Source organism: Paraburkholderia sp. CNPSo 3274, from assembly GCF_024206475.1.
Classification (GTDB): Bacteria; Pseudomonadota; Gammaproteobacteria; order Burkholderiales; family Burkholderiaceae; genus Paraburkholderia.
Genome location: NZ_JAMBPR010000003.1, coordinates 37,055 through 57,708 on the forward strand (window position 1 = coordinate 37,055; position 20,654 = coordinate 57,708).

Annotated in this window: 13 protein-coding genes; 4 read left to right on the forward strand and 9 right to left on the reverse strand. The window is 62.4% G+C overall.

Translation table 11 applies throughout. From position 1 onward, the window contains the following. Positions 1 to 7 precede the first annotated feature (7 nt). The 4 genes from M3I54_RS02445 to M3I54_RS02460 form a co-directional block, all read right to left on the reverse strand. The gene (locus tag M3I54_RS02445; protein WP_254332756.1) at positions 8 to 805 is read right to left on the reverse strand and encodes a sulfite exporter TauE/SafE family protein; all 798 of its coding nucleotides are present in this window, start codon (positions 803 to 805) and stop codon (positions 8 to 10) included. Positions 806 to 937: 132 nt separating this feature from the next. Next, positions 938 to 1,450, reverse strand: coding sequence for an H-NS histone family protein (locus tag M3I54_RS44755; RefSeq protein WP_302058806.1), 513 nt, complete (start codon positions 1,448 to 1,450; stop codon positions 938 to 940). 233 nt (positions 1,451 to 1,683) lie between these two features. After that, positions 1,684 to 5,154: a YhaN family protein gene (locus M3I54_RS02455; protein WP_254332758.1), complete on the reverse strand. Its 3,471-nt coding sequence runs from the start codon at positions 5,152 to 5,154 to the stop codon at positions 1,684 to 1,686. A gap of 3 nt (positions 5,155 to 5,157) precedes the next feature. Beyond that, positions 5,158 to 6,408, reverse strand: a complete 1,251-nt coding sequence (locus tag M3I54_RS02460; RefSeq protein ID WP_254332760.1) for a DNA repair exonuclease — start codon at positions 6,406 to 6,408, stop codon at positions 5,158 to 5,160. Between M3I54_RS02460 and M3I54_RS02465 the strand changes: the two genes are divergently transcribed. After that, a complete protein-coding gene (locus M3I54_RS02465) occupies positions 6,394 to 6,729 on the forward strand; it encodes a hypothetical protein (protein WP_254332763.1) in 336 nt (111 codons plus the stop codon). The genes M3I54_RS02460 and M3I54_RS02465 overlap by 15 nt on opposite strands. A 15-nt stretch (positions 6,730 to 6,744) precedes the next feature. On the opposite strand, the gene M3I54_RS02470 is transcribed toward M3I54_RS02465, so the two are convergent. The 3 genes from M3I54_RS02470 to M3I54_RS02480 form a co-directional block, all read right to left on the reverse strand. Then, positions 6,745 to 6,987 carry a hypothetical protein gene (locus tag M3I54_RS02470; RefSeq protein WP_254332765.1) on the reverse strand — a complete coding sequence of 81 codons (243 nt, stop codon included), beginning with the start codon at positions 6,985 to 6,987 and terminating at the stop codon, positions 6,745 to 6,747. Positions 6,988 to 9,338: 2,351 nt separating this feature from the next. Further along, positions 9,339 to 10,337, reverse strand: a complete 999-nt coding sequence (locus M3I54_RS02475) for a ParB/RepB/Spo0J family partition protein (RefSeq protein ID WP_254332767.1) — start codon at positions 10,335 to 10,337, stop codon at positions 9,339 to 9,341. Continuing rightward, positions 10,334 to 11,542 (reverse strand): AAA family ATPase, encoded by a 1,209-nt coding sequence (locus tag M3I54_RS02480; protein WP_028208684.1) that lies wholly within the window; start codon positions 11,540 to 11,542, stop codon positions 10,334 to 10,336. Before M3I54_RS02480 ends, M3I54_RS02475 begins: the two co-directional genes overlap by 4 nt. Positions 11,543 to 12,900: 1,358 nt before the next feature. On the opposite strand from M3I54_RS02480, the gene M3I54_RS02485 reads away from it, so the two are divergent. Further along, complete coding sequence (locus M3I54_RS02485) at positions 12,901 to 14,283, forward strand: replication initiation protein (RefSeq protein ID WP_254332769.1); 1,383 nt, start codon at positions 12,901 to 12,903, stop codon at positions 14,281 to 14,283. A gap of 253 nt (positions 14,284 to 14,536) precedes the next feature. Here the strand turns inward: M3I54_RS02485 and argG are convergent, their stop codons facing one another. Together argG and M3I54_RS02495 are read right to left on the reverse strand one after the other, a co-directional pair. Continuing rightward, a complete protein-coding gene (argG, locus tag M3I54_RS02490) occupies positions 14,537 to 15,871 on the reverse strand; it encodes an argininosuccinate synthase (protein ID WP_254332771.1) in 1,335 nt (444 codons plus the stop codon). A gap of 161 nt (positions 15,872 to 16,032) precedes the next feature. Further along, the gene (locus tag M3I54_RS02495; protein WP_254332773.1) at positions 16,033 to 16,716 is read right to left on the reverse strand and encodes a GntR family transcriptional regulator; all 684 of its coding nucleotides are present in this window, start codon (positions 16,714 to 16,716) and stop codon (positions 16,033 to 16,035) included. A 359-nt stretch (positions 16,717 to 17,075) separates the two neighbouring features. Between M3I54_RS02495 and M3I54_RS02500 the strand changes: the two genes are divergently transcribed. Then, positions 17,076 to 18,809 (forward strand): MmgE/PrpD family protein, encoded by a 1,734-nt coding sequence (locus M3I54_RS02500; RefSeq protein ID WP_254332775.1) that lies wholly within the window; start codon positions 17,076 to 17,078, stop codon positions 18,807 to 18,809. Then, entirely contained in the window at positions 18,802 to 20,649 is a 1,848-nt protein-coding gene (locus M3I54_RS02505; protein WP_254332777.1) for an MmgE/PrpD family protein, read from the forward strand. The genes M3I54_RS02500 and M3I54_RS02505 overlap by 8 nt, the downstream gene beginning before the upstream one ends. Positions 20,650 to 20,654: the final 5 nt, after the last annotated feature.

The following is a 20,654-nucleotide window of genomic DNA, read 5'->3' on the forward strand; positions in this document are numbered from 1 at the left end:
GCGATCGTCAAAACAATACGTGCGATTTGACGATCATTTGTACAGCTGCGGCCAGCACGCACACCAGCACGACCACGCGAAAAGCGAGCGGATGCAAGTTGTCGCGCAACGGTCGAATGAGCAGCATGCCCGCGATGGCGGGCACGCTGGCCGCCGCCGAAATCGCGAGATCGACGAGATTGGCGTGCGTACCGTGGCTGAACGTCGCAATGAGCGTGATAACCGAAACGACGAGAATGATCGCAATCTGTTTCGTGAAGGCGCGACCCGTGGCGCCCGACGCGATCAGATACATGGCGAGCAACGGCCCCGGCACGGCGGCAATGCTCTCCATGAGCGCCGCCCCGAAGCCGAGCGCGAAACCCACTGGCCTCGCGAGCGCAGGCGCGAGTTTGAATCGCGGCGAGACGAGCAAAAGCACCGCCGCCACGATCAACGCCACGCCCGAGGCCATCTGGGCGTGATGCGGCTCCAGCGCGATCAGCACAGACACCCCAATCACATTGCCAATCACGGTGCCAATTAATGGCGCCGCGATATTGCGCAAGGTAGGCAGCATTTCGCCACCCTCCAGCGCCTGCGGAATATTGCCGAGAATGATCGGCATGGACAGCAGCAGCACCGCTTCCTTGACCGGCAAAAAAAGCGTAACGATGGGCATGGCCACGAGCGGCACGCCAATGCCGGTCACGCCCTTCACCATACCGCCCAGCACGAGCGCAACCGCAATGCCGAGCAATTGAAGTATGTCGAGCGACTGCAGATGGGGCGCGAGAAGGCCCGAGGAAAAAGAAAGGCCGGACATCGGTGACAATAAGGGCAATAGGTGCGCGTCGTTTCGCGCCACTCATGTGAAAGTGGCCGCGGGCGTCGAAACGCCGGCGCGGCCACCAGTTCGCAAGCGAATTTCGCTTATGCGCTTTTCTGAGCGACTTTATTAAGCAGCCGCTGCGGCTTGTGCCGGCGTTGCGGCGGCTCTACGACCTGCCGCTTTACGCGTAGCCCGCTTTGCGGGTGCGGCTTTCTTCGCGGGCGCGGCCTTGGCGCGCTTCGCCACGGTCTTTTTCACCGCTGCCGCATTGGCGCGCGGTTTCCGTGCGACCTTGGTGGCGGCCTTTGCCGCGCTGCCGTCGATCAGGAATTTCGAACGGTCTTTCACGTCGCGAATCCATGCCGGCGCACGGCCGCGGCCGGTCCACGTGGCGCCCGTTTTCGGATCGGCGTATTTAGCCGCAACGGTGCGCTTTGCACCTGCGGCTTTGACGCCTTTGCCAGGCTTGCGGCCACGCCTCTTGCCGATGAAGCGTTCGATGTCGGCCACGCTCAGGCCGTGTCTGGCCATCAGATCGCGAATTTTCGTGAGACCGACCGACGTTTGATTTTCCACGATCGTTTCGGCCTGCTTTTGCAGCTTTGCGATCTTCGATTGAATTGCATCCAGGGTGACCATTCACACCTCCTTATTCACGGTTTTTACGGACACCCTTCAACCATCACTGGCCGATCGAATCGCGATCTTGTCGGCCGGGGCGTCGCGAAAGACAAGGTGATTATGAAGTCAAATCACGCATGCTGGCAAATTTAAACGAATGTTTTGTAGTGGAAAACATGTTTCCTGATCAGACTATTGATCGTTCCGCAAACAAAGTCCCCATGAATTTTCATTGAGCAACATTCGCGCCGCTACGCGACGAGAGGCGCGCGCTGCAATTCGACAACATTGACCTGAGCGCCGAATATCTCGCGAATCATCGGCAAAAGGTGATCGTGGTGCGTGAGAAACAACACCTGGGTTTTGGTGGAGAGATTCCGTAATGCCGCGAAACCGGCCTTTGCGCGCTCGTCGTCGAAATTGATGAAGAGATCGTCGGCAACGAAAGGCAGCGCCGCCTTGTTCACCAGCTGCAATTCGAGGGCCGCGATGCGCAGCGCGAGAAAAAGCTGGTCGCGCGTGCCTTCACTCATTCCACTCACTTCCACGGTTTTGCCGTTGTTGCGCCGCGCATGTAACGCGGGCGGATTACGTTCGTTATCCACCACGAGCCTCGCGAAATCACCGAGCGTGAGTCCGCTGAATATTTCACCCGCGCGACGCAGCATCGGCCCCTGCTTCTGGTCGCGATAGCGATCCGTTGCCCATTTGAGCAGGCGGCTCGCAGTCGCGGCTTCGAGATATTGCTCCGCGGCTTCGCCCATTGCGCTCAGGGCTTCCTGGCGCTTTGCTTCGGCGAGCGCGGCATTGGCCTGGCCGTTGATCGCGTCGAACGCCTGCCTCGCGCTCACCTGTTGCTGCAGGCACTCGCTCAACGCGCGCTCGCCCGTTTCGCGTTTCTGGTTCACGGTCGCGAGCAGCGCGGGCACCTCGGTGATGGGCTGCTCAGCGATCTCCGCGGCGATAGCCTCCTGCGCAAGTCCGTCGCCACCCTGCACGAGCGTGTCCCGCGCCGACGAGATCGCTTTCGACAGCGCGCGACGGGCGTCGGAACGCTCGGCGAGCGGCAATGCCGCGTCGATTTCGTTCACGCCCGCGAGCTTGAGGATGGGCTCGATGCGCGCCTGTGCGCCCGCCACCGCCGCTGCTGCATCGGCCACGCGCGTGCGGGCAACCTGCACGTCTGCATCGGCCTGGGCGAGGGATTTCGCCGTTTCGCGCGCGGTTGCGAGTCGCGCCGCGAGCTGACGCGCCACGTCGATTCCGTCGCTCGACGCGGGCCATTCGGGCGCGAGCGCCTCGGCGAGGCGGCGCGCGTCGGTTTCCAGCATCGCTAATTGCGTGCGGATCGAGCGAATGCGATTGCGGGGTGCTTCGGCGTCCGAAAAAGCGGCTGCAATGGAATTGGCGAGTTCGACGGCGCCTTCCGCCGCCGCGAGCGTCGCCGCGCGCGCGGCGAGATTCGCTTGCGCGAGCGCCTCGCGCCATTGCGTCTGCCACTTTGTGTAGGCATCCTGCTCAATCGTCAAGCGGGATTGCGCGCTTTCGCTCGCGCGTTCGGCGTCGCGAATCTGCGCTTCCAGACTTTCTCGCTGCACGGCGCTCTTTTGAGCCGATTGCACGACTGTTTCCGCCATGCCGATCAATGTCGTCAGCGCATCGTTTTCGTTCACCAGCGCCACCGGGCGCAGGGTTTCGAGCAGCGCCGCATGCGCGGCGATGCGCGCCGCTCGACGCGCTTCAAGCTCGCTCGCGCGGCGGTCGCTTTCGCTCTGTGCATTGAGCGCCGCTTCGCGATTCGCGAGCCACGCGCCCAGATCTGCAAGCGGCATGCCAGCCAGCTTCGCGTCAATTGCAATTTGCGTCCAGGTATTGCGAAAGGCTCCGAGTTCGCGCTCGCGTTCGCTTAACGCCGCAAGCTTGCGCTGCGCATTCGCGCGCGTCGTTTCGACTTGCTGACGCAAGTTCTGCAATGTGGCCGCCGCCTGCGAAGTGCCGAGCTGCGCGTCGACGAGTTCGTCGGCCAGGCGCATCGCGTCGTCCACTGCGGGGGCGCCATCCGCGAGACTGATGCGCGCCTCTTTGACTTCGTCCCACGCGCTATCGCGGCGCGTGCGCGCCGCCTGCACTTCCGCGGTCGTGACAACCTTGTTGCCCTGCGTAAAATGCTTCTCCTGCAACTCGAAACGCTCGATATCCTCTTGCGCGGCCGCGGCCGCTTCTCGCGCTGCGACCACCGCGCTCATGCGCTCGCTTTCTACCTTTTGCAGTTCAGTCAGGCGCGTGGCCGATGGCAGGTCGAGCGCGCGCAGCGCTGGCACTGGCTTGTTCCATTGGCCCAGCAGCTGGCGTTTCTCTTCGACCGTGCGCTGCGCATCCGCGAGTTCGCGCTCGAGCGCGCTTTCCTTCGTCACACTGTTGCGGAATTCGCGCGCATCGTCGAGCGCGGCGTGCAACGCATGCGGCACGTCGATGCCCGGCAGGCGCACTAGCTGCTCCTGCAATTGTGCGAGCTTGCGCGTCTGTTCGTCATGTGCCTCGCGCGCCGTCGTGAGCGCTTGCTCGCGAAGACCGTGATCGCGCAGCAGGTTCGTCACCGTCTTCAGCGCGAGCGCGCCGGGCAACGCCGCGCGCAATGCGACTTCGTCACCCGGCCAGCCTAGCTGGGCGGCAGCAGCGAATGCGGCGTCGAGATGGTTGCGGATCTCGGTTTCACGCACCAGCAATTCGCGCGGATGATTGACGCATTCGCCGCGCAGCATGTCGAGCGCGTCGATTTCGGCGGCGAGCGCAAGTGCCGCACGATCAGGCTCGATCGCCTCACGTGACGCTTGCTTGCCTGCGAGATCGGCCTGGCGCGCTTCCTGGACTTTGCGCTCGGCGGCAATGTCGGCTTGCGCCTTCAACAGATCGGCATAAGCGGTGGGCGGTAAATCGACGACCTCGCCCAATGCGGCCAACGCGTTCTGCTTGAGCGAAAGCTCTTCTATATAGGGAGCGAGGCGGCGCACGCGTTCGAGCTTCGAGCGCTGCGATTCGAGACTGCGCTGTTCGGCACGCAAACGCTCGATAGCCTGTTCGACCGCTTCAAGCGCGTCCTTCTTCTCGACCCAATCGCGCGTGCGCACCTGCGCGGCCTTCAGTTCGCTTGTGGCCTCGGCGAACGACGTTTCCGCCTGTGCGTACGCACTGCCACTGCGCCGCGGAGCCCAAAGTTCGGCCGCACGGTTCTCCAGTTCCTCGCGCACGGGCCCGAGGCTCCCCACGCCCGCCGCCGATTCGAACAACACCTGCCCGAGCTTGTCGGATGCGTCGAGAATGCTGCGGCCGCCTTCAACCAGCCGCGCATGATCGAGGCCGAACATCTGCTCGAAGAACTCTTTGCTCGCGCCGTCGAGAAATGCGGCGAGAAAGTCGTCGGGCAGTTTGTCGTCCTGCGGGGTGCGCAGCGAGTTACGGCCGCGCGCGCGATGAAAACGCTGTTCGGCCGCGCCGCTTTCCAGTACGCCGCCAATACGCAATTCCGGCGTGCCGTGGAGGAAATCGAGCGGCGTTTGCAGGCGCATGCCGAACAACAACTCCGACACAGCGGTCCGCACCGTGGACTTGCCCGCTTCGTTCGGCCCCACGATGACGTGGAAATCGTGCGCGGCGTGGGGAAACGGCAGGGTCGTATCGGTGAACTTGCCGTATTTGATCAAATCGAGTTGCTTGAGACGCACCGGTCATTCTCCCGTGGAAAGGCGCGCAAGCAGCGCGGGGCCGACCTGCTCCACCAGCGCGGCGAGTTTGCTCTCGCGGGCGAGTTCGAGCAGTGGCGCGTCTTCTTTCACCTCGCTGCGCACTTTACCGACGAAGGCGCGCAAATCGCGTTCGAGCAGCGCGAGAAATTCGGCGTCTTGCGTGGCGGCTTCGAGCAGCTGTTTGAGATCGGCGAGCGCTTCGATCTGCTCGTTTTGTGCAGCAGCCGTATCGGCCGCGCTCGTTTCGAGCTTGACCTTTTCCAGCCACAGCTTGTCATTGCCGATAATGCCGACCTGATTGAGCACTTCGGCGCGCAATTGCGCGGCGCGCCCGAAAAAGAGTCCATGTGCCGGCGACTTGCCCGTCACCGTCACGCGCACCGCGCGCGGCACATGCGCATCGACGGACAGCAGCGCTTCGAGCGCAGCGCCAATCTTGCGCGACAGATCCGCAACGCTTTCGCAGTCGCTCGCGTCTACACGCACCGACTCCCAGCGCAGCACGTCGAGGTATAGACGCTCGACCTCCGTGCGGCCGGCCTCGACGCTCACGAGCACGGCGCCCCGGCGCCCCGTTTCACGGATGTGCCGGCCCTGCAGATTCCCCGGGAAGACGATGGTCGACTCTTCCGACCACTGCTGAAATTCGTGGACATGGCCGAGCGCCCAGTAGTCGTAGCCCTTCGCGTGCAATTCGGAACGCGTGCATGGCGCGTAGGTCGCATGTGCGGCGTAGCCTTCGAGCGCGGTGTGGAGCACACCGATGTTGTAATAACCGGAAACCGGCGACGGGTAGCCCACGGCGAGATTATCGACCACGGCTTTGTCCTTGAAGCTCTGTCCGTGCAGCGCCACCTTGATGTCGTGCAGCGCGTGGGTTTCAGGCTTGCGATGACTGAACACCACCACGTTGTCCGGCAATGTGAGCTTCCTGGTCATTTCGCTTTCCGCGTCGTGGTTGCCCCACAACGCGAAGACGCGAATGCCGGCCTTGCGCAGACGTCCCATCTGCTGGCCGAAGAAGATGCCGGTGTTGTGGTCCTTCCAGTCGCCGTCGTAGAGATCGCCGGCAATGACGACGAACGCGACCTCCTCTTCGATGGCACGATCGACGAGCAGGCGCAACGCCTCGCGCGTGGCATTGCGCAATTGGGCGGCCGGCGCATCGGGATAGGCGCTCAGGCCATGTAGCGGGCTGTCGAGGTGTAGGTCTGCCGCGTGGATGAACTTCACGACGTGTCCTCTATGGTGTTTGCGGGCGCTGAATGGAGAAAGGGCGATTGCTGCTTTATCGCGCGGGCGGCGCGTCATGCGCGCTGGCGATTTGAGCATGACGATGAGCCCGGGTTGAAGCCCTGGAATGTGGCTCGGCAATGGGGCCCAATTTTAATCGACGCGGACGGGTCTGCTTCGGCTAACGTGGTGCGCCGAGGCGCGTTGCTTGTGTCGCGCGAGTTGCGTGATGCGAACATCAAGACGCTGGTTGGATTCCTGCGCGATGAATTCCTCCGCGAGACCACGCTGCAAAGCATCGCGAAACATGAACCCAGATGAAGCGCTGCTCGCAGATCACTTCGTCTCGAATTCAGTGCTGTGGGCCGCAATGTTCGAACGAGTCGCAGAACCGCCGCAGCGATGATTGCGGCGACGGCCGAACAGGGTCAGCAATACTGTACCGATGGGCAGTCGTGCAGGCTGCTCTCTGCACGGTTGCTTTCGCTTGGCGCGGCCCGCCTCATCGGAAACTACAAAATACGTATTGAAATATACGATTTCCGCCGACGCGACAGGCTTTAGCTTGTTGACGACCATTCTGGCAGTGTTTCGGGGTCGGAGAGCCGCCATGCCCGTGAAACAAGTACTAGAATTTGGATTGTTTCCATCGTGAAACGCCCACAGGGTAAGAGTTTCGCCGATTTCTCAGTTTAGTGGGAAATGTTTCACGCCAGGATTGAGGCCGGTTAGCTTTCAGCAATGCGTCTGTTGTTCTCCTCGCGGAGGTCGGTGTCCGGCTGGCTCGCTTACCTAGGTTGCTCCTCTCTCTGTTGTATTTCCTCGATGTTCGCGCGCTGATCGGTACTTTGCTTTCTCGTTTGGAGCGGCGGGAGCACCGGGCGCGCATGTCCTGCAGTGCAGGCGTCGTCCTCCGCGGTACTGATTCGCAATGACGGTTAGTTGCAGTTATAAAGCGAGGCTCGTGAAAAAGCGAAGGCGAGCTATTCGGCGGAGAACGGTAATGCTCCACTGTCGCTTGCCGATTGACCAGCGAATAATCGAACAACCTGAAGTGCCGAACGCGGGGATGAAGCGCCGTGGCACGCTACCGTGACAAGCGGTATTGCCTCGCTCCCACACCACGCGCATCAGGCTCTCCTCTGACATGCAGGCTGCTCGCTTGCCTGCCGGTCCTCCTCAAGACAAGCCTCAAGTGAAGATGACTGGGCCGCGTTGTTTCGGCGTTGCCGGAGGCAACTGGGTCGGAATCTCGACGCAACGCGTATGCGACGGACGCAGGGGACTTGGTGCAAGTCTGTCGCCGCCAAGACGTCGGCTAAACGAGTGGACAGCGTTCGTACACTGACTAGTTGGGCGCGTCGGCATGACCGCAAGCCGTGAAAATTGATGTGGCTTGTGGTCGGTGGCGCTCATCGCCAAGAACGTGGCTGGGGCAAATCGAGGTCGGCGATGTTGGGAGGCCAGGCCTCCAGCCCACATGGACAACTCCCTGTGGGGGCGGTTCGAAGGTCGAACCAGGAGTTGGCCACACCGAGGCAGTTGGTGCACACGGCGCCCAGCAACAGCAAGTATTAGTCGTGGCCGATGCGCCGTGCGAGCGTCTCCATTGCGCCATGCAATGGTCCTCCTCCTATCGGCAGCAGCGCTTGTTCTTTGGGAGGCATGCGAAACATGTCATGCCTCCCGTTCCTCAAAGCGGCTTGATATCAGGCGCAGCCGCTGAGACAGCATCGTTTTCCACTCGCGAGCAGCTATTCCTTATTTGAGGCCGCAGAGAGATACGACGGCGGTGTGTCGAGTCGACACACGGGCAGGCGACGCACGCGCTGGCTACGCCTATCGCAACCGTGGCGGCCAACGCCAGGGGCAGCAGCGAAAGCTGATCGCCTTTTCGCGTGTGAGGGGTGTCGCCACGCGCTTCGGATGCATACGTTTCCTCACGAACCGCGCGCGTCACCGATGTGGCATATCTCAGATCACGGTCGCATCAGGCCGCGACGGCGGGGAGGCCACGACCGTGTGTCGACTCGACACACCGCCTCGGCCGACAACTCAGCACCCGAACGATAGGTCATCATCCCGCACACCGCACGATGTGCGCAGCCGTGGAGAAGACTTCATGCCGTGTTCTCGCCCCGCCGACGATGGCACATGCCCTAGGTTGCCGTCCCCTTAGGCGGCGACGGCGAGGGAGCAGCGATTGTGTGTCGACTCGACACACCGCCCCGGCTGGCAAGTCCGCATGCGCGCGAGCAAGCGATGGATCGTCCTCACGCCCACAGCACGATGAAGGCGCAGGGGAGCTGACCTCATCCTCATGCTTGTTTTCGTGCGTTCCCATAACTCGCCCGGTTTGCAACCCCGGTCCGCGTGTGTCGACTCGACACAGTGGCCACGCAAATGAATTCGAGGACCACCGCTCCCGGTTTTCGAGTACGCCTCGCGTCGACGGAAGCCGTGTCGTCCTCCTCCAAGTAGTAGTTCGATGCCGCCGTATCCTTCGGCTTTCGACGAGCATGATCGGTCGTGTGTCGAGTCGACACACGACCCATTCGCGGGCGGGCGGCACAGTCATTTTCGACGCTCACTCAACTGCACGACGCAAGGCAAACGCCCTCGCGGCTTTGTGTGCCGAATCGACACACGAGGCAGTTCAACCGGTCCCCATGCTAGACGCGCTGATCTCCAGTACGGAGCCTCAATGCTTCAGCCGCAAGTGGAATCCAGCCACGCACGGCATTTTCACAGCCCGCTCCCTCCCGCCGCGATCGACTTTGCCGGTGTGTCGACTCGACACACGCTCGTCCCCCGCACAACGCTCTCGTCTAACGGGCACCTGTGTGTCAACTCGACACACAGCCTAAGCCACAAAAAGAAAAAGCCCGCCGAAGCGGGCTTCCATCCACACCAACAACCTCAAGGCTCAATCAGCCGGGCTTCACATTGAACAGCTGACTAATCAGCTCTCGAATTTGCGTTTCCTGGGCATCCGACAACACGCCCGTCTTGAGCTTCACTGTAAAGCTGTTGGTGTCTTTGGTAATGCTGCCGGCGTGGCTCTTGCCCGAAAAGATCTTCTCGATGCTGCGCTCGGATACGCTTTCGGTCGATTCCCCCCGGTCGGCTTGCGCTCCGATCGCCGCGGCCAGCTTGCCTTGATCCAGCGTCCGGGCGACTACGGCCGGCCACAACTCGCGCGCTGCCGATAGACCGGGCGAGCCGTACTTCTTGATTGCCGAAACAACCTCGTCGGCAGCCGACCCGCCGAGCAGTCGCGGATTCAAATCAAGATCGCGTCGGATGAATTCCGGGAGATTTTCAAAGGCCAAAAAACGGTACAGGCCTTTGCGCGACATTCCCAACGCCTCGGCCATGCGCTTGCGAGTCGGAAACTCCCGCTCGGCGCGGCGCAGCGATTGCCCAATTTCATAATCGGTGAGGTCTTCGCGACCGACGTTTTCCACGAGCGCGAGCACTGCCATGTCCTGATCGGAGCACTCGATCACGGAGGCACGAATGTCCTGCGCCTGAATCAGGGCATGTGCGCGAAGACGTCGTTCGCCGGCGATCAGCTGATAGCCGTTTTCCGCGCGCCGAACGACGATCGGCTCGACGAGCCCGACTTCGCGTATCGATTCAGCCAACGAGGCGAGGCCCTCGTCGCTGAAAATCTTGCGCGGCTGCCACGGGTTCGGCTGAATCGCGTTCACCGGAAGCATGAGCTTGTCGCTCGTGTTTTCCAGTTCGTGGATGCGCTGCTGCGCCACCGCCAACGCGCCGAGCATGCCAGGCCCGGTCTTGAACGCACTGCTGCGGCGCGGCTCGGCCGGAGCGACGGCTGCCGCCGGCCGTTCGGCGGCTGGCCGCTCCGAAGACGAGCCGAGCTCAGCGGTCTTCGCAGCCATCTTGTCGCGGAATGAACTCACTTGCCGGCCCTCCATTGTTCTACGTAGAGATCGTCGATCCACTGTACGTAATCAGTCAGCGGCTGACGCACGCGCGCCACCGTCTTGTCAGCCAGATCTCCCTTGCTGATGTCGAACACGGTAGCCATGGCAAGTGCGCCGTTACTCATCGCGGAGCTGGCTGGCACCTCGAGCGCGTTCACCCAGTCCTTGTAGGTCCGCTGCACCCATGAGCGCACGACGGGTGCCGACGACGTCTTGCCGTAATCGACCTTCGAAAGCAGGACGGAAACGAAGTCGTACGTCTTCTCGTCGCCGCGTTCCATGATCGTGTGCGCAAGGTCTGAAAACAGGCTCCAGAACGACACCGAACTGATGAAATCCAGGCTTTCGGGCACGAGCGGCATGACCATCGCGTCGGCGGCCATGAGCGCATTGATGGTGAGATAGGACAGTGACGGCGCCGTATCCAGAATGATGTAGTCGTATTGCTTGCGCAGCACCTCCACACCTTGGCGCAGCAGGTCCCAGAACTTGAACCCCGGGTTCTTGATCACGGTACCCGGAATATGGAACTCCGCGGAAAAGAGCGTGGGGTGCGCGGGAATGACGTCAAGCCCGTCCCAATAGGTTTCCTGCACGAAATTCAGCAGGCCGCCTTCCATATGCGGGTCGTAGATGAACGGGAGGACCGTGCTATCCTCAGTCACTTCCTTTTCGGCATACAGACCGCAGAGCTCCGTCAGCGACGCTTGCGGATCCAGGTCGATCAGCAGCACCTTGCGGCCACGCAAGGTCAAGCCTTGGGCGAGACACATGGTCGTGGTCGTTTTCGTCGAGCCGCCCTTGAAGTTGGCAACGAGGATCACCTTGCCGTCGGCATCGCGCACGCCGGTATGAAGCGGTGTCTGATAAATATCGGAGACCTGCTGGACCCACGTTCTCGCTTCGGGCAGGGTGAAGACCCGGCTTCGCCCGGACCCTTGCGCCACGCCTTGCGGGAGACCCTCGCGGGTGGCGAGCAGGTTGTTCAGTTTGATGCGATCAATGCCGCACATCTCCGCAACCTGAGCGGACGTAAATGTGGGCGCCATCTTTCGCGGCCGCGGTGCCAGCATCATCTCCCGAAGCTCTTCAGACAGACGGCCAGCCTCTTCGGCAAATTCAGTGATCGCGGAAAGATCCACACGTCGATCGATCGACGGCAATTCGATAGTTTTCGCCATTAATACGCTTTTTATCAGAATTTGGATAAAGCGTAGAATACAGCAAAAGCGTATGAAAACACACTAATTGAGGGCGATATGAAAAAAAATGACCCTTCAAAACGCCTTGTATTGCCCTCGTGGGACATTCCTAAGGGCAAAGTCCTAGCGAAACCGGCAACGCCACCACGGCCGCTGTAGGCCCTTTTCCTCTGATTTGCCTATTTTTTGTGCAACTCACCGGGGCCAGAGCACTTCCAGCAACTGCGCGGGTCGAGGTTTTTGTGCAAATCCAGCCGTGGATCCAACCCGTGCTGGCTTCGTCGCTCGCATGCGTACTGCGCGGTCACGGTTTTTGTGCAGTTCCACCGCCTGATCCGTCGGCACTCTCCGTTCAAGCGGCCAGGTAACGATTTTTGTGCTTCGAGATTTCTGTTACCCAGTTTAGCCGGCCACGATTGCACAAAAACCGTTACCGTACACGCCGAGCAAGCCTTGCTGCGCGCGCCCCACCGCCGCATTGCACAAAAACCGTTGCCCCATTACCTCGCTGCGCCCAGCACGACCGCCATTTCGTCATCTCCCGGCGGTCGAATTCCAGCAGGATGCGCTTCCACGCTAAAGCTGCACAAATTTCGTTACCTCGCACAATCGACGAACGACTGAACCATCACACCTCGACCGCACAATAACCGTTGCCTTCCGCTCCGCTTTCCAGGATGTGCACAAAAAACGTTGCTATCACGGGGTACCTCGGCCGGTGCACAAAATCCGTTGCCTTGATCTTCCTGCCGAAGAGTCACCCCCTGGTTAGCACCCTTCCGACCACTCGTCACCCCATTCAACTCGATCTCCGCTCGCCTAATAGACCTTCTGCACATAAATCACTCCCGTAAACCACCGGAGCCGCACAGAAATCGTTACCCTTCCACGCGCTTCGCCGGGCGAAAGGCAGATCGCGTTCAAATGCCTCAAGGCTGTGAGCCTTCATACACGGGGCTTTGAAGCTAATCCACCTCGAATTCCCTGACCGCATCGCGAGACACAACACGTCAGAATTCGCGTTGAGCATCTTTTTTGGCGAGCGGTTTGTTTGTTTACTTAAAGATAAAAACCTACCAACCAACTAACGTACGCACTAGTTTTCTTTCATTTCAAGGACTTGCCCTTCAAAAGCACTGTTTTATGTGCTCGCGGCACCGTTTTATGTGCGGCCAGGTTCCGTTTTATGTGCTGTCGCTGTAGAGATATTTGTGCGGCCAGGTACGTTTTTTGTGCGCGAGCCGAATCGGGTGCCTGTTTGAGGTAACGGTTATTGTGTTGACTTGTGTTTGCGTAGTGATAGAGTGCCCGCCAATGTCGACGGGGAGAGCGTGCGTATGTCGGAGGAGAGCGGGCGAAGGACTACAACACTGCAGATGTCGCTGGGTCTCTTTGAGGAGATGTCCGGCCAGCCGATCAATGAGAGCACGCGTGAGATCGGCTTTCAGCGCAACAACGTGTTCGTCGCCATCAATGGGCTTGGGCTGTCTTCGCGCCGTTTCATCGACGCCGCCTATTTCATTGCCGCCCAGGAACCCGCGCCGCGCGATACCTACGACGTCGACCTGAACTACTTCAAGTGGCTCATGCGCTATGAAAGCCGCAACGTGCGCCATTTGCAGAGCGTCATCAAGGAGGCGCAGCGCGTGCTGATCGAGGTCACCGATACGCCGCCCGACCGCTCGCCCAGCGAAGACGACCAGTGGATTTCCGAGCAGCTGATGGGCAGCGTCAAGATCGGCAAGGGGCGCATCCAGTTCCGCATTCCGCCGCTCATGCTGCGCCACATCACCGGGCCCGACAAGCATCACTGGCTGAACCTGTGCATCACGGCGTCGTTCTCGCAGACCTATGCGCGCGCGATCTACGACTACGTGCTGCCCTTCGTGGGGGCCGGTTTGACCGACTGGATCGAGCTCGACGTCATGCGGCGCTGGCCCGGCAAACTCGGTACGAGCGCGTCGGAGTTCAAGCATTTCCGGCCCAAGTACCTCGATCCGGCGGTGCGCCAGATCAACGAGCTATCCGACATCGACCTCAGCTACGAAACCCGGGCCGACTCGGAAACCTCGCGCAAAATCAACAAGATCCGCTTCCGGATGAAGCGCAAGGACACGGTCGCCGCGCTTCTCTCCCGGCAGCCCGACGCGCACGACCTGCTGCTCACGCTCAAGGAGGAGTTTGGCCTTAGCAACAAGCAGTTCGACGTGATCGCGGAGCATCGCATGAGCTGGACCGACGAGCGCATCCAGCAGGCTATCGAATACACGCGTTTCCGGCTTAACCAGGGCAAGGTGACCAAGAGCCCTGCGGGCTATCTGATGAAGGCGCTGAGCCACGACTGGCAGGTCTCGGAGGCCGAGCGCAAGATGGTGGCGATCCAGAGCGAACTGGCCGTGGCGGCGACCGTTCAGGAGACCGCCAGGACGGTGGCGACCACGGCGGTGAAGCAGAGCATCGCGGCGCGCGACGAAGAGGCGCGGTCGCAGCGCAACGAGGAGGTCAAGCAAGGCCGCGAGCACTTCGAATCGGCCGACGAGAAGACCCGCAAGGAGCTGGTGCGGCTCTACATCGCCTCGCAGGCCGGCAAGCTCATGCTGCGCCGCCTGAAGCTCGAGGCGGGGGCGCTCTCCGACGTGAATATCCTCAACCACTCCGATTTGTCGTGGTACTTCGGGCAATTCGTCTACGGGAAAATGAAGCAGCTTGCCGTGCAGTGAGTGTCTGCAATACGCTTGACGGCTGAAACGCCGCTGGGCGTATTGAGAGCGCGCCCCGCAGCCCGTCACTGCCTCCGACGCTCACGCAGCAGAAAACATCCAGTCGATCAACGGGTTAGGCACTCGTCCCAGGCGTTCTCCACAAGCTTGTCAACGAAATCTGTGGGTAACTCAAACGCCAGGCGCCAACCCACGCAGACATAAAAAAAGGGAAGGCGCAGTGCCTTCCCTTTCTTCACAATGCGACGACGCTTTACTTCTTCTCGTCGTTCAGTTGCGGCAGCGTATAAGCCGCTCCCGGCGCGAGCAGACCGACCTTCGAGTACACACGCAGCTTCTCGCGCGTGTCGGTGATGTCGAGGTTGCGCATCGTCAGCTGGCCGATACGGTCGCGCGGCGAGAACGTCGAGGCGACCTTTTCCATCGACAGACGCTCCGGCTGATACGTGAGGTTGTCCGACTTCGTGCTGAGGATCGAGTAGTCGTTGCCGCGGCGCAGTTCGATCTTCACTTCGCCGGTGATGGCGCGCGCCACCCAGTGCTGGGCCGTTTCACGCAGCATGATGGCTTGCGGGTCGAACCAGCGGCCCTGGTACAGCAGGCGGCCCAGACGGCGGCCGTTCTCGCGGTACTGCTCGATGGTGTCTTCGTTGTGGATGCCCGTCACGAGGCGCTCATAGGCGATGTGGAGCAGCGCCAGACCCGGGGCTTCGTAGATGCCGCGGCTCTTCGCCTCGATGATGCGGTTTTCGATCTGGTCGCTCATGCCCAGACCGTGACGGCCGCCGATCCGGTTCGCTTCGAGCAGCAGTTCCACGGCGTTCGGGAAAGTCTGGCCGTTCAGCGCGACCGGCTGGCCTTCCTCGAAGCGGATCGTCACTTCTTCGCGGTCGATCTTGACGTCGTCGCGCCAGAACGCCACGCCCATGATCGGATTCACGATCTTGATGCCGCTTTCCAGGCTTTCGAGGTCCTTCGCTTCGTGCGTTGCGCCGAGCAGATTCGAGTCGGTCGAATAGGCCTTCTCGGCCGACATCTTGTATTCGAAACCCGACTGGCGCATGAACTCCGACATTTCCGAGCGGCCGCCCAGTTCGTCGATGAACTGCTGGTCGAGCCACGGCTTGTAGATCTTCAGGTCCGGGTTGACGAGCAGGCCATAGCGGTAGAAGCGCTCGATGTCGTTGCCCTTGTAGGTCGAACCGTCGCCCCAGATGTTGACGCCGTCTTCCCGCATCGCCGCCACGAGCATCGTGCCCGTTACAGCGCGGCCGATCGGGGTCGTATTGAAGTACGTGACGCCGGCCGTCGAGATGTGGAATGCGCCGCATTGCAGGGCGGCAATGCCTTCCGCCACGAGCTGCGCGCGGCAGTCGATCAGGCGCGCGCCGGCGGCGCCATATTCGGTCGCGCGGCGCGGGATCGAATCGTAGTCGTCTTCGTCGGGCTGGCCCAGGTTCGCCGTATAGGCGTAAGGCACGGCGCCCTTGAGCTTCATCCAGTGCAGCGCGGCGCTGGTGTCGAGGCCGCCGGAGAAGGCGATACCGACCTTTTGGCCGGTCGGAAGGCTTTCAAGAATTGTGCTCATGATGAGAAAGAACCCGGTAGAACGAGAATGCGGAAGGAATTCGGTCGAATCGTCAAGTATGTTGTATCCCCGGCCTTTCGGCAAGCCTGGCGGGGAGGGCCTCAGGCCCCGTTCGACGCGCCATCCGCGTTAATAAAAAGGGGCGCAGCGAGGGCAGGTGCTCAGCGCAGGCTGTCCCAGGCGCCTTCGATCGCATGCAGTGCGCCCATCACGATCGAACGGTTCAGCGCCGCGGCCAGCACGCCATCGCGTTCGGCGTACGCCTCGCACAGCCGCTGATGGTCGGTGCAAGAACGCTGCAGGCGGCCCGGCAGCGAGGTGCTCAGGTGGCGCAGGCGGTTCGTGCGCATGCGCATGGAGTCCAGCACCTCCTTGAAGATGCCGTTGCGGCTCACACGCAGTTCCTCGTCGCGAAACGCGACGTTGGCCCAGAAGTAGCCGTCCACGTCACCCCTGGCCGCAACTTCGGCCAGCTTGCCATGCGCGCGCCACAGCGCGGCGATGTCCTCGTCCGTGGCCTGCTCGACGATCGCGAGCGATACCTGACCGTAGAGCAGGGCGCGCAGCGCGTAGATCTCGCGCACTTCCTTCAACTGCATGGCGGCCACGCGCGGGCGGCGGCGCGGCGACCAGTGGACGAGTCCCTCGCGCGTGAGCGCGAAAAGCGCCTCGCGCACGGGCGTGCGGCTCACGCCGAAGCGCTTGGCGAGATCGACCGAATTCAGGTCGTCGCCGGGACGCAGCCGGCCTTCGATGATGCCGCGCGCCACCCAGTCGACGATCTCGGCCACGCTCGACGGCTCGCCCGTTTCCGGGGCGGCCATTACGCCGACATCTTCATCCATGCGCTTTCCCCCGAGGCGCCGCGACCGGGCGCAGCGCCGTCGATTGTAACAAATCCAGTGCCGGCTTCGCTTGCGAAGTCGCAGCTCGGATACTTAAGTGTATACACTAAGGCAAGAATCTCTCTGTGAAAACCAGAGAGTCGCCATATACTGATTCTAACTGTCGACACTAAAACACAATCCAATCGGCTACCCGTCAGGCAAGGAGACGCCATCTACATGGGAACTGAGATTGCCGGCTCAACGCACGTTGAGGCGAGCGTCTCGGCGCGGCTCGACTGGCTGCCGCCCACGCGATACTTCCGCGGGCTCGTCGCCCGCATCGCGGTGGGGGATGGTTCGAGTTCTACGAAATGTTCATGGCGGCCTATATCTCACTGGGCCTCATCCACAGCGGGCTGTACCGCGCCACCACCGCCGGGCTTTTCGACGTGAACGGCTTCGCCAGCTTTCTCGGTTCGTTCTTCGCGGGCATGTTCGTCGGCACGATGGCACTGGGTGGCATCACCGACCGTTTTGGGCGGCGCATCGTGTTCACGTTCGCCATGCTGACGTACTCCGTGGCGAGCTTCATCGCCGCTTTCCAGCATTCGCCGCCGCGCGACGCGCTGGGGCGCTACACGGCGTTCAGCATCCTCGTCATTCTCACTTCGGTGCCGGTGGGTCGTGATCGTCGTGGCGGTTGGCGTGTGGGGGCCGAAAACCAACGGTGTACGTCTAGAGGAGTTGTCGCAATGAGTGGTTCCGTCGCCGCCACGTTCGCGCAGGGCCTGTATGCGCTGGCACAGCGTCCCTTGCCCGCCGACGTCCTGAAGGAAGCGAAGCGCTCGTTCATCAACGTTGCGGGCACAACGGTCGGCGCCTGCATGCATCCGGGCGTGGAAGCGATCCTCGCTACTGCGCGCGATCTTGGCGCCGCACATGAGGCGGGCGTGCTGGGCCGTACGGAGCGCATCGACGTGCATTTCGCCGCGCTGGCGAACGGCTTCGCCGGCCACCTCGACGATTTCGACGATACGCATCTTGTCACCGTGATCCATCCCGCTGCGGCCACGCTCGCCGTACTCACCGCGCTCGCGCCGCAAACCCAACCCACGAGCGCGCAGGCGCTCACGGCGTTCGCGCTGGGCTGCGAGGCGCAATTGCGCGTGGGCGTGGCGATCTCGCCTGAGCACTACGACCGGGGCTGGCATATCACGGGCACGTGCGGCGTGATTGGTTGTGCGGTCACGGCGGCGCTCTTGCTCGGCCTCGATGAAGTCAAACTTAAGGAAGCCGTATCGATTGCCGCCTCGATGTTCGTCGGGCAGCGCGAGGCATTCGGCACCATGACCAAGCCTTTTCATCCCGGCAAAGCGGCTGCCAATGGCATCGACGCTGCGCGGCTCGCCCAGCATGGGCAGCGCGCCGCAGAGGACATCTTCGAAGCGCCGGGCGGCTATGCGAGATCGCTCTCGACGAAGGTGGAGTTCGAGCGCATGAACGGCGATTTCGGCGAGCGCTGGGAGCTTTTGTTCAACACCTACAAACCGTATCCGTGCGGGATCGTCGCGCATCCTGCCATCGATGCTGGCCTCGCGATTGCGGATCGCATTGCGGATGCCGGTTCGATCGACGCGATCGTGCTGCGCTGCCATCCGCTCGTGCCGGAATTGATGGGTAATCCACAGCCGCAAGACGGCCTGCAGGCGCGTTTCAGCGCGATCCATGGTGTGGCCGCCGCGCTGTGCGACGCTCAGGTGGGCCTCGCGCAATACGACGATAGCCGCGTGACGCGCGACGACGTGAAGGCGCTGCGCGCGAAGACAAAGCTCGCACCCGACGCCGCCGTGAACCGCGACGAGGTGTACATCGAGGCGCGGCTTCGCGACGGCAGCGTTGTCGCGCATCACGTCGAACATGCGCGCGGCAGTCTCGCGCGGCCACTGACTGACGACGAACTGCTCGACAAGGTGCGTCTGCTGATCGACCCGCGGCTTGGCGCGGGCGCGGCGGATCGTATTGCCGCTGCAGTCGCGAACGTGGAGCGCGCTGCGAGTCTCGATGCGTTCTTCGCCCTTTGCACGCCGAACAAGGATCTGGCTCATGCATAACCCCGCCGCTCACTCCGCCGTTTCCGATGCGTTCGTGGCGCTTGCCAAAGCAAAGCCTGGCGAGCGCGAACTGGAGGCCGCGCGCAGCGCCGTGGCGAATGCGCGCCGCTGCACAGCGCAGCCCTGCGACGCCAGCCCGCTGAGCGCCATGCTTGGGCAGGCCACCGATGCGCGCTCGCGTGCATGGCAGCTCGGCGCCGCGCTCGCCATGCTGGATGCCGGTTCGACGGCCGTGCCCGCCGTGGCGGCAGCGCTTGCGCTCGGCGAGTCTCTCGAGGCCGCCGAAGAGGACATCGCCGCCGCTGTCGCGGTCGGCACGCGCGCTTCGGCGCGGCTAGGCGCCGCCGTGGACGACGATGCGTTTCGTGCTCGCTGGAACGTGGCCGCGTCTCTCGGGATCGTGGGGGCGACGCTTGCGGCTGCGCGCCTCCTCGGGCTCGACGCGCTGCGCACGCGCCACGCGCTCGGCATCGCCGCAACGCAGGCCGCAGGGCTCGTGCGCAACGTGGGCGAAGCCATGGGTTCGCTGGAAACCGGCAAGGCGGCCGCTGACGCCGTGCTGGTCGAATGCAAGAACCACATTCTCGATACCTTTGGCGCGATGGTGTCGGGGTCGCGCATGCGGCCTGGCATGCTGGCGACGCAATACGTGCGCTCGCTCGGCGGCACGCCGCAGGCCTCGGTCGTCGGCTCGGACCTGCGCACGAGCTCGGTGAACGCCGCGCTCGCCAACGCCATGTGCGCGCACTCCGACGAGACCGACGACTTCGAGCCCGTCACGAAGGCGCACCCCGGCTGCTCTACGGTGCCCGCCGCGCTCGCGCTAGGTGAAGCGCAGGGTGCATCCGGCGCGGCGCTCGTGCGTGCCGTCGCGCTGGGCTACGACACGGCTTGCCGGCTCCTCATGGCGCTCGGCCCGGACCTCGTGCGCGCATCGCATCGCAGCGCGGAAGGCACGGCCTCGACGTTCGGCGCGCTTGGCGCGGCCGCGGGGCTCGCGCGGCTCGACGAACGCCAGACGCGCTATGCGATCTCGTACGCGGCGCAACAGGTATCGGGGCTATGGAGCTGGGTGAAGGATCGCGACCACATCGAAAAGGCCTTCGATTTCGCGGGCATGGGCGCGCGCAACGGCGTGATGGCGGCGACGATGGTGCAGTCAGGCATGACCGGCGTGGCCGATGTGCTCGACGGTACGCACAATCTCTTCATCGCGCTTTCCACGAAGCCGCAGCCGCAAGCGATGATCGACCAGCTCGGCAGCCGCTTTTTCGTGACGGAAACGGCGATCAAGACGTATTCGGTGGGCTATCCGATTCAATCGCCGCTCGACGCCTTGCTCACCCTGCCGCGGCAATATCAGCTCACGCCGGACGAGGTGCGCACGGTGGCGGAGAAGGTGCCACCGGACGCCATAGGTATTGTCGGCGACAGCGCGATGCCCGACGTCAACTGCGCCCACATGGTGGCGCTGGCGCTCGTCAAGGGCGCAGTATCGTTCGCGGACAGCCACGACGTCTCGCTCATGCACGATCCGCAAATCCAGGCGCAACGCGCGAAAGTGACGGTCGTTGCCGACCCGAAGCTGCGCGACCCGGCCGCGCCGCGTGGCGGCATCGTTGAAATGACGTTGACGGACGGGTGCACCGTGAGCCACTACACGCGCTTTCCGCCCGGCACGAAAGAGAACCCGCTGAGCGTCGCCCAGGTGAACGAAAAGGCGCGCGATCTCATGGAGCCGGTGCTCGGCCAGCAAAAGACCGCGCAACTGATCGCGCGGATCAACGCGCTGGAGCACGTCGCGAACGTTGCCGACCTGCGGACGCCGTTCACGGCGTGATGCAT

Excerpts from the sequence above, each read along its gene's own strand:
- M3I54_RS02445 (WP_254332756.1), bottom strand. The coding sequence starts at position 805 with ATGTCCGGCCTTTCTTTTTCCTCGGGCCTTCTCGCGCCCCATCTGCAG.
- M3I54_RS44755 (WP_302058806.1), bottom strand. The coding sequence starts at position 1,450 with ATGGTCACCCTGGATGCAATTCAATCGAAGATCGCAAAGCTGCAAAAG.
- M3I54_RS02470 (WP_254332765.1), bottom strand. The coding sequence starts at position 6,987 with ATGGTCGTCAACAAGCTAAAGCCTGTCGCGTCGGCGGAAATCGTATAT.
- M3I54_RS02480 (WP_028208684.1), bottom strand. The coding sequence starts at position 11,542 with ATGGCGAAAACTATCGAATTGCCGTCGATCGATCGACGTGTGGATCTT.
- M3I54_RS02485 (WP_254332769.1), top strand. The coding sequence starts at position 12,901 with ATGTCGGAGGAGAGCGGGCGAAGGACTACAACACTGCAGATGTCGCTG.
- argG (WP_254332771.1), bottom strand. The coding sequence starts at position 15,871 with ATGAGCACAATTCTTGAAAGCCTTCCGACCGGCCAAAAGGTCGGTATC.
- M3I54_RS02495 (WP_254332773.1), bottom strand. The coding sequence starts at position 16,716 with ATGGATGAAGATGTCGGCGTAATGGCCGCCCCGGAAACGGGCGAGCCG.
- M3I54_RS02500 (WP_254332775.1), top strand. The coding sequence starts at position 17,076 with ATGGCGGCCTATATCTCACTGGGCCTCATCCACAGCGGGCTGTACCGC.
- M3I54_RS02505 (WP_254332777.1), top strand. The coding sequence starts at position 18,802 with ATGCATAACCCCGCCGCTCACTCCGCCGTTTCCGATGCGTTCGTGGCG.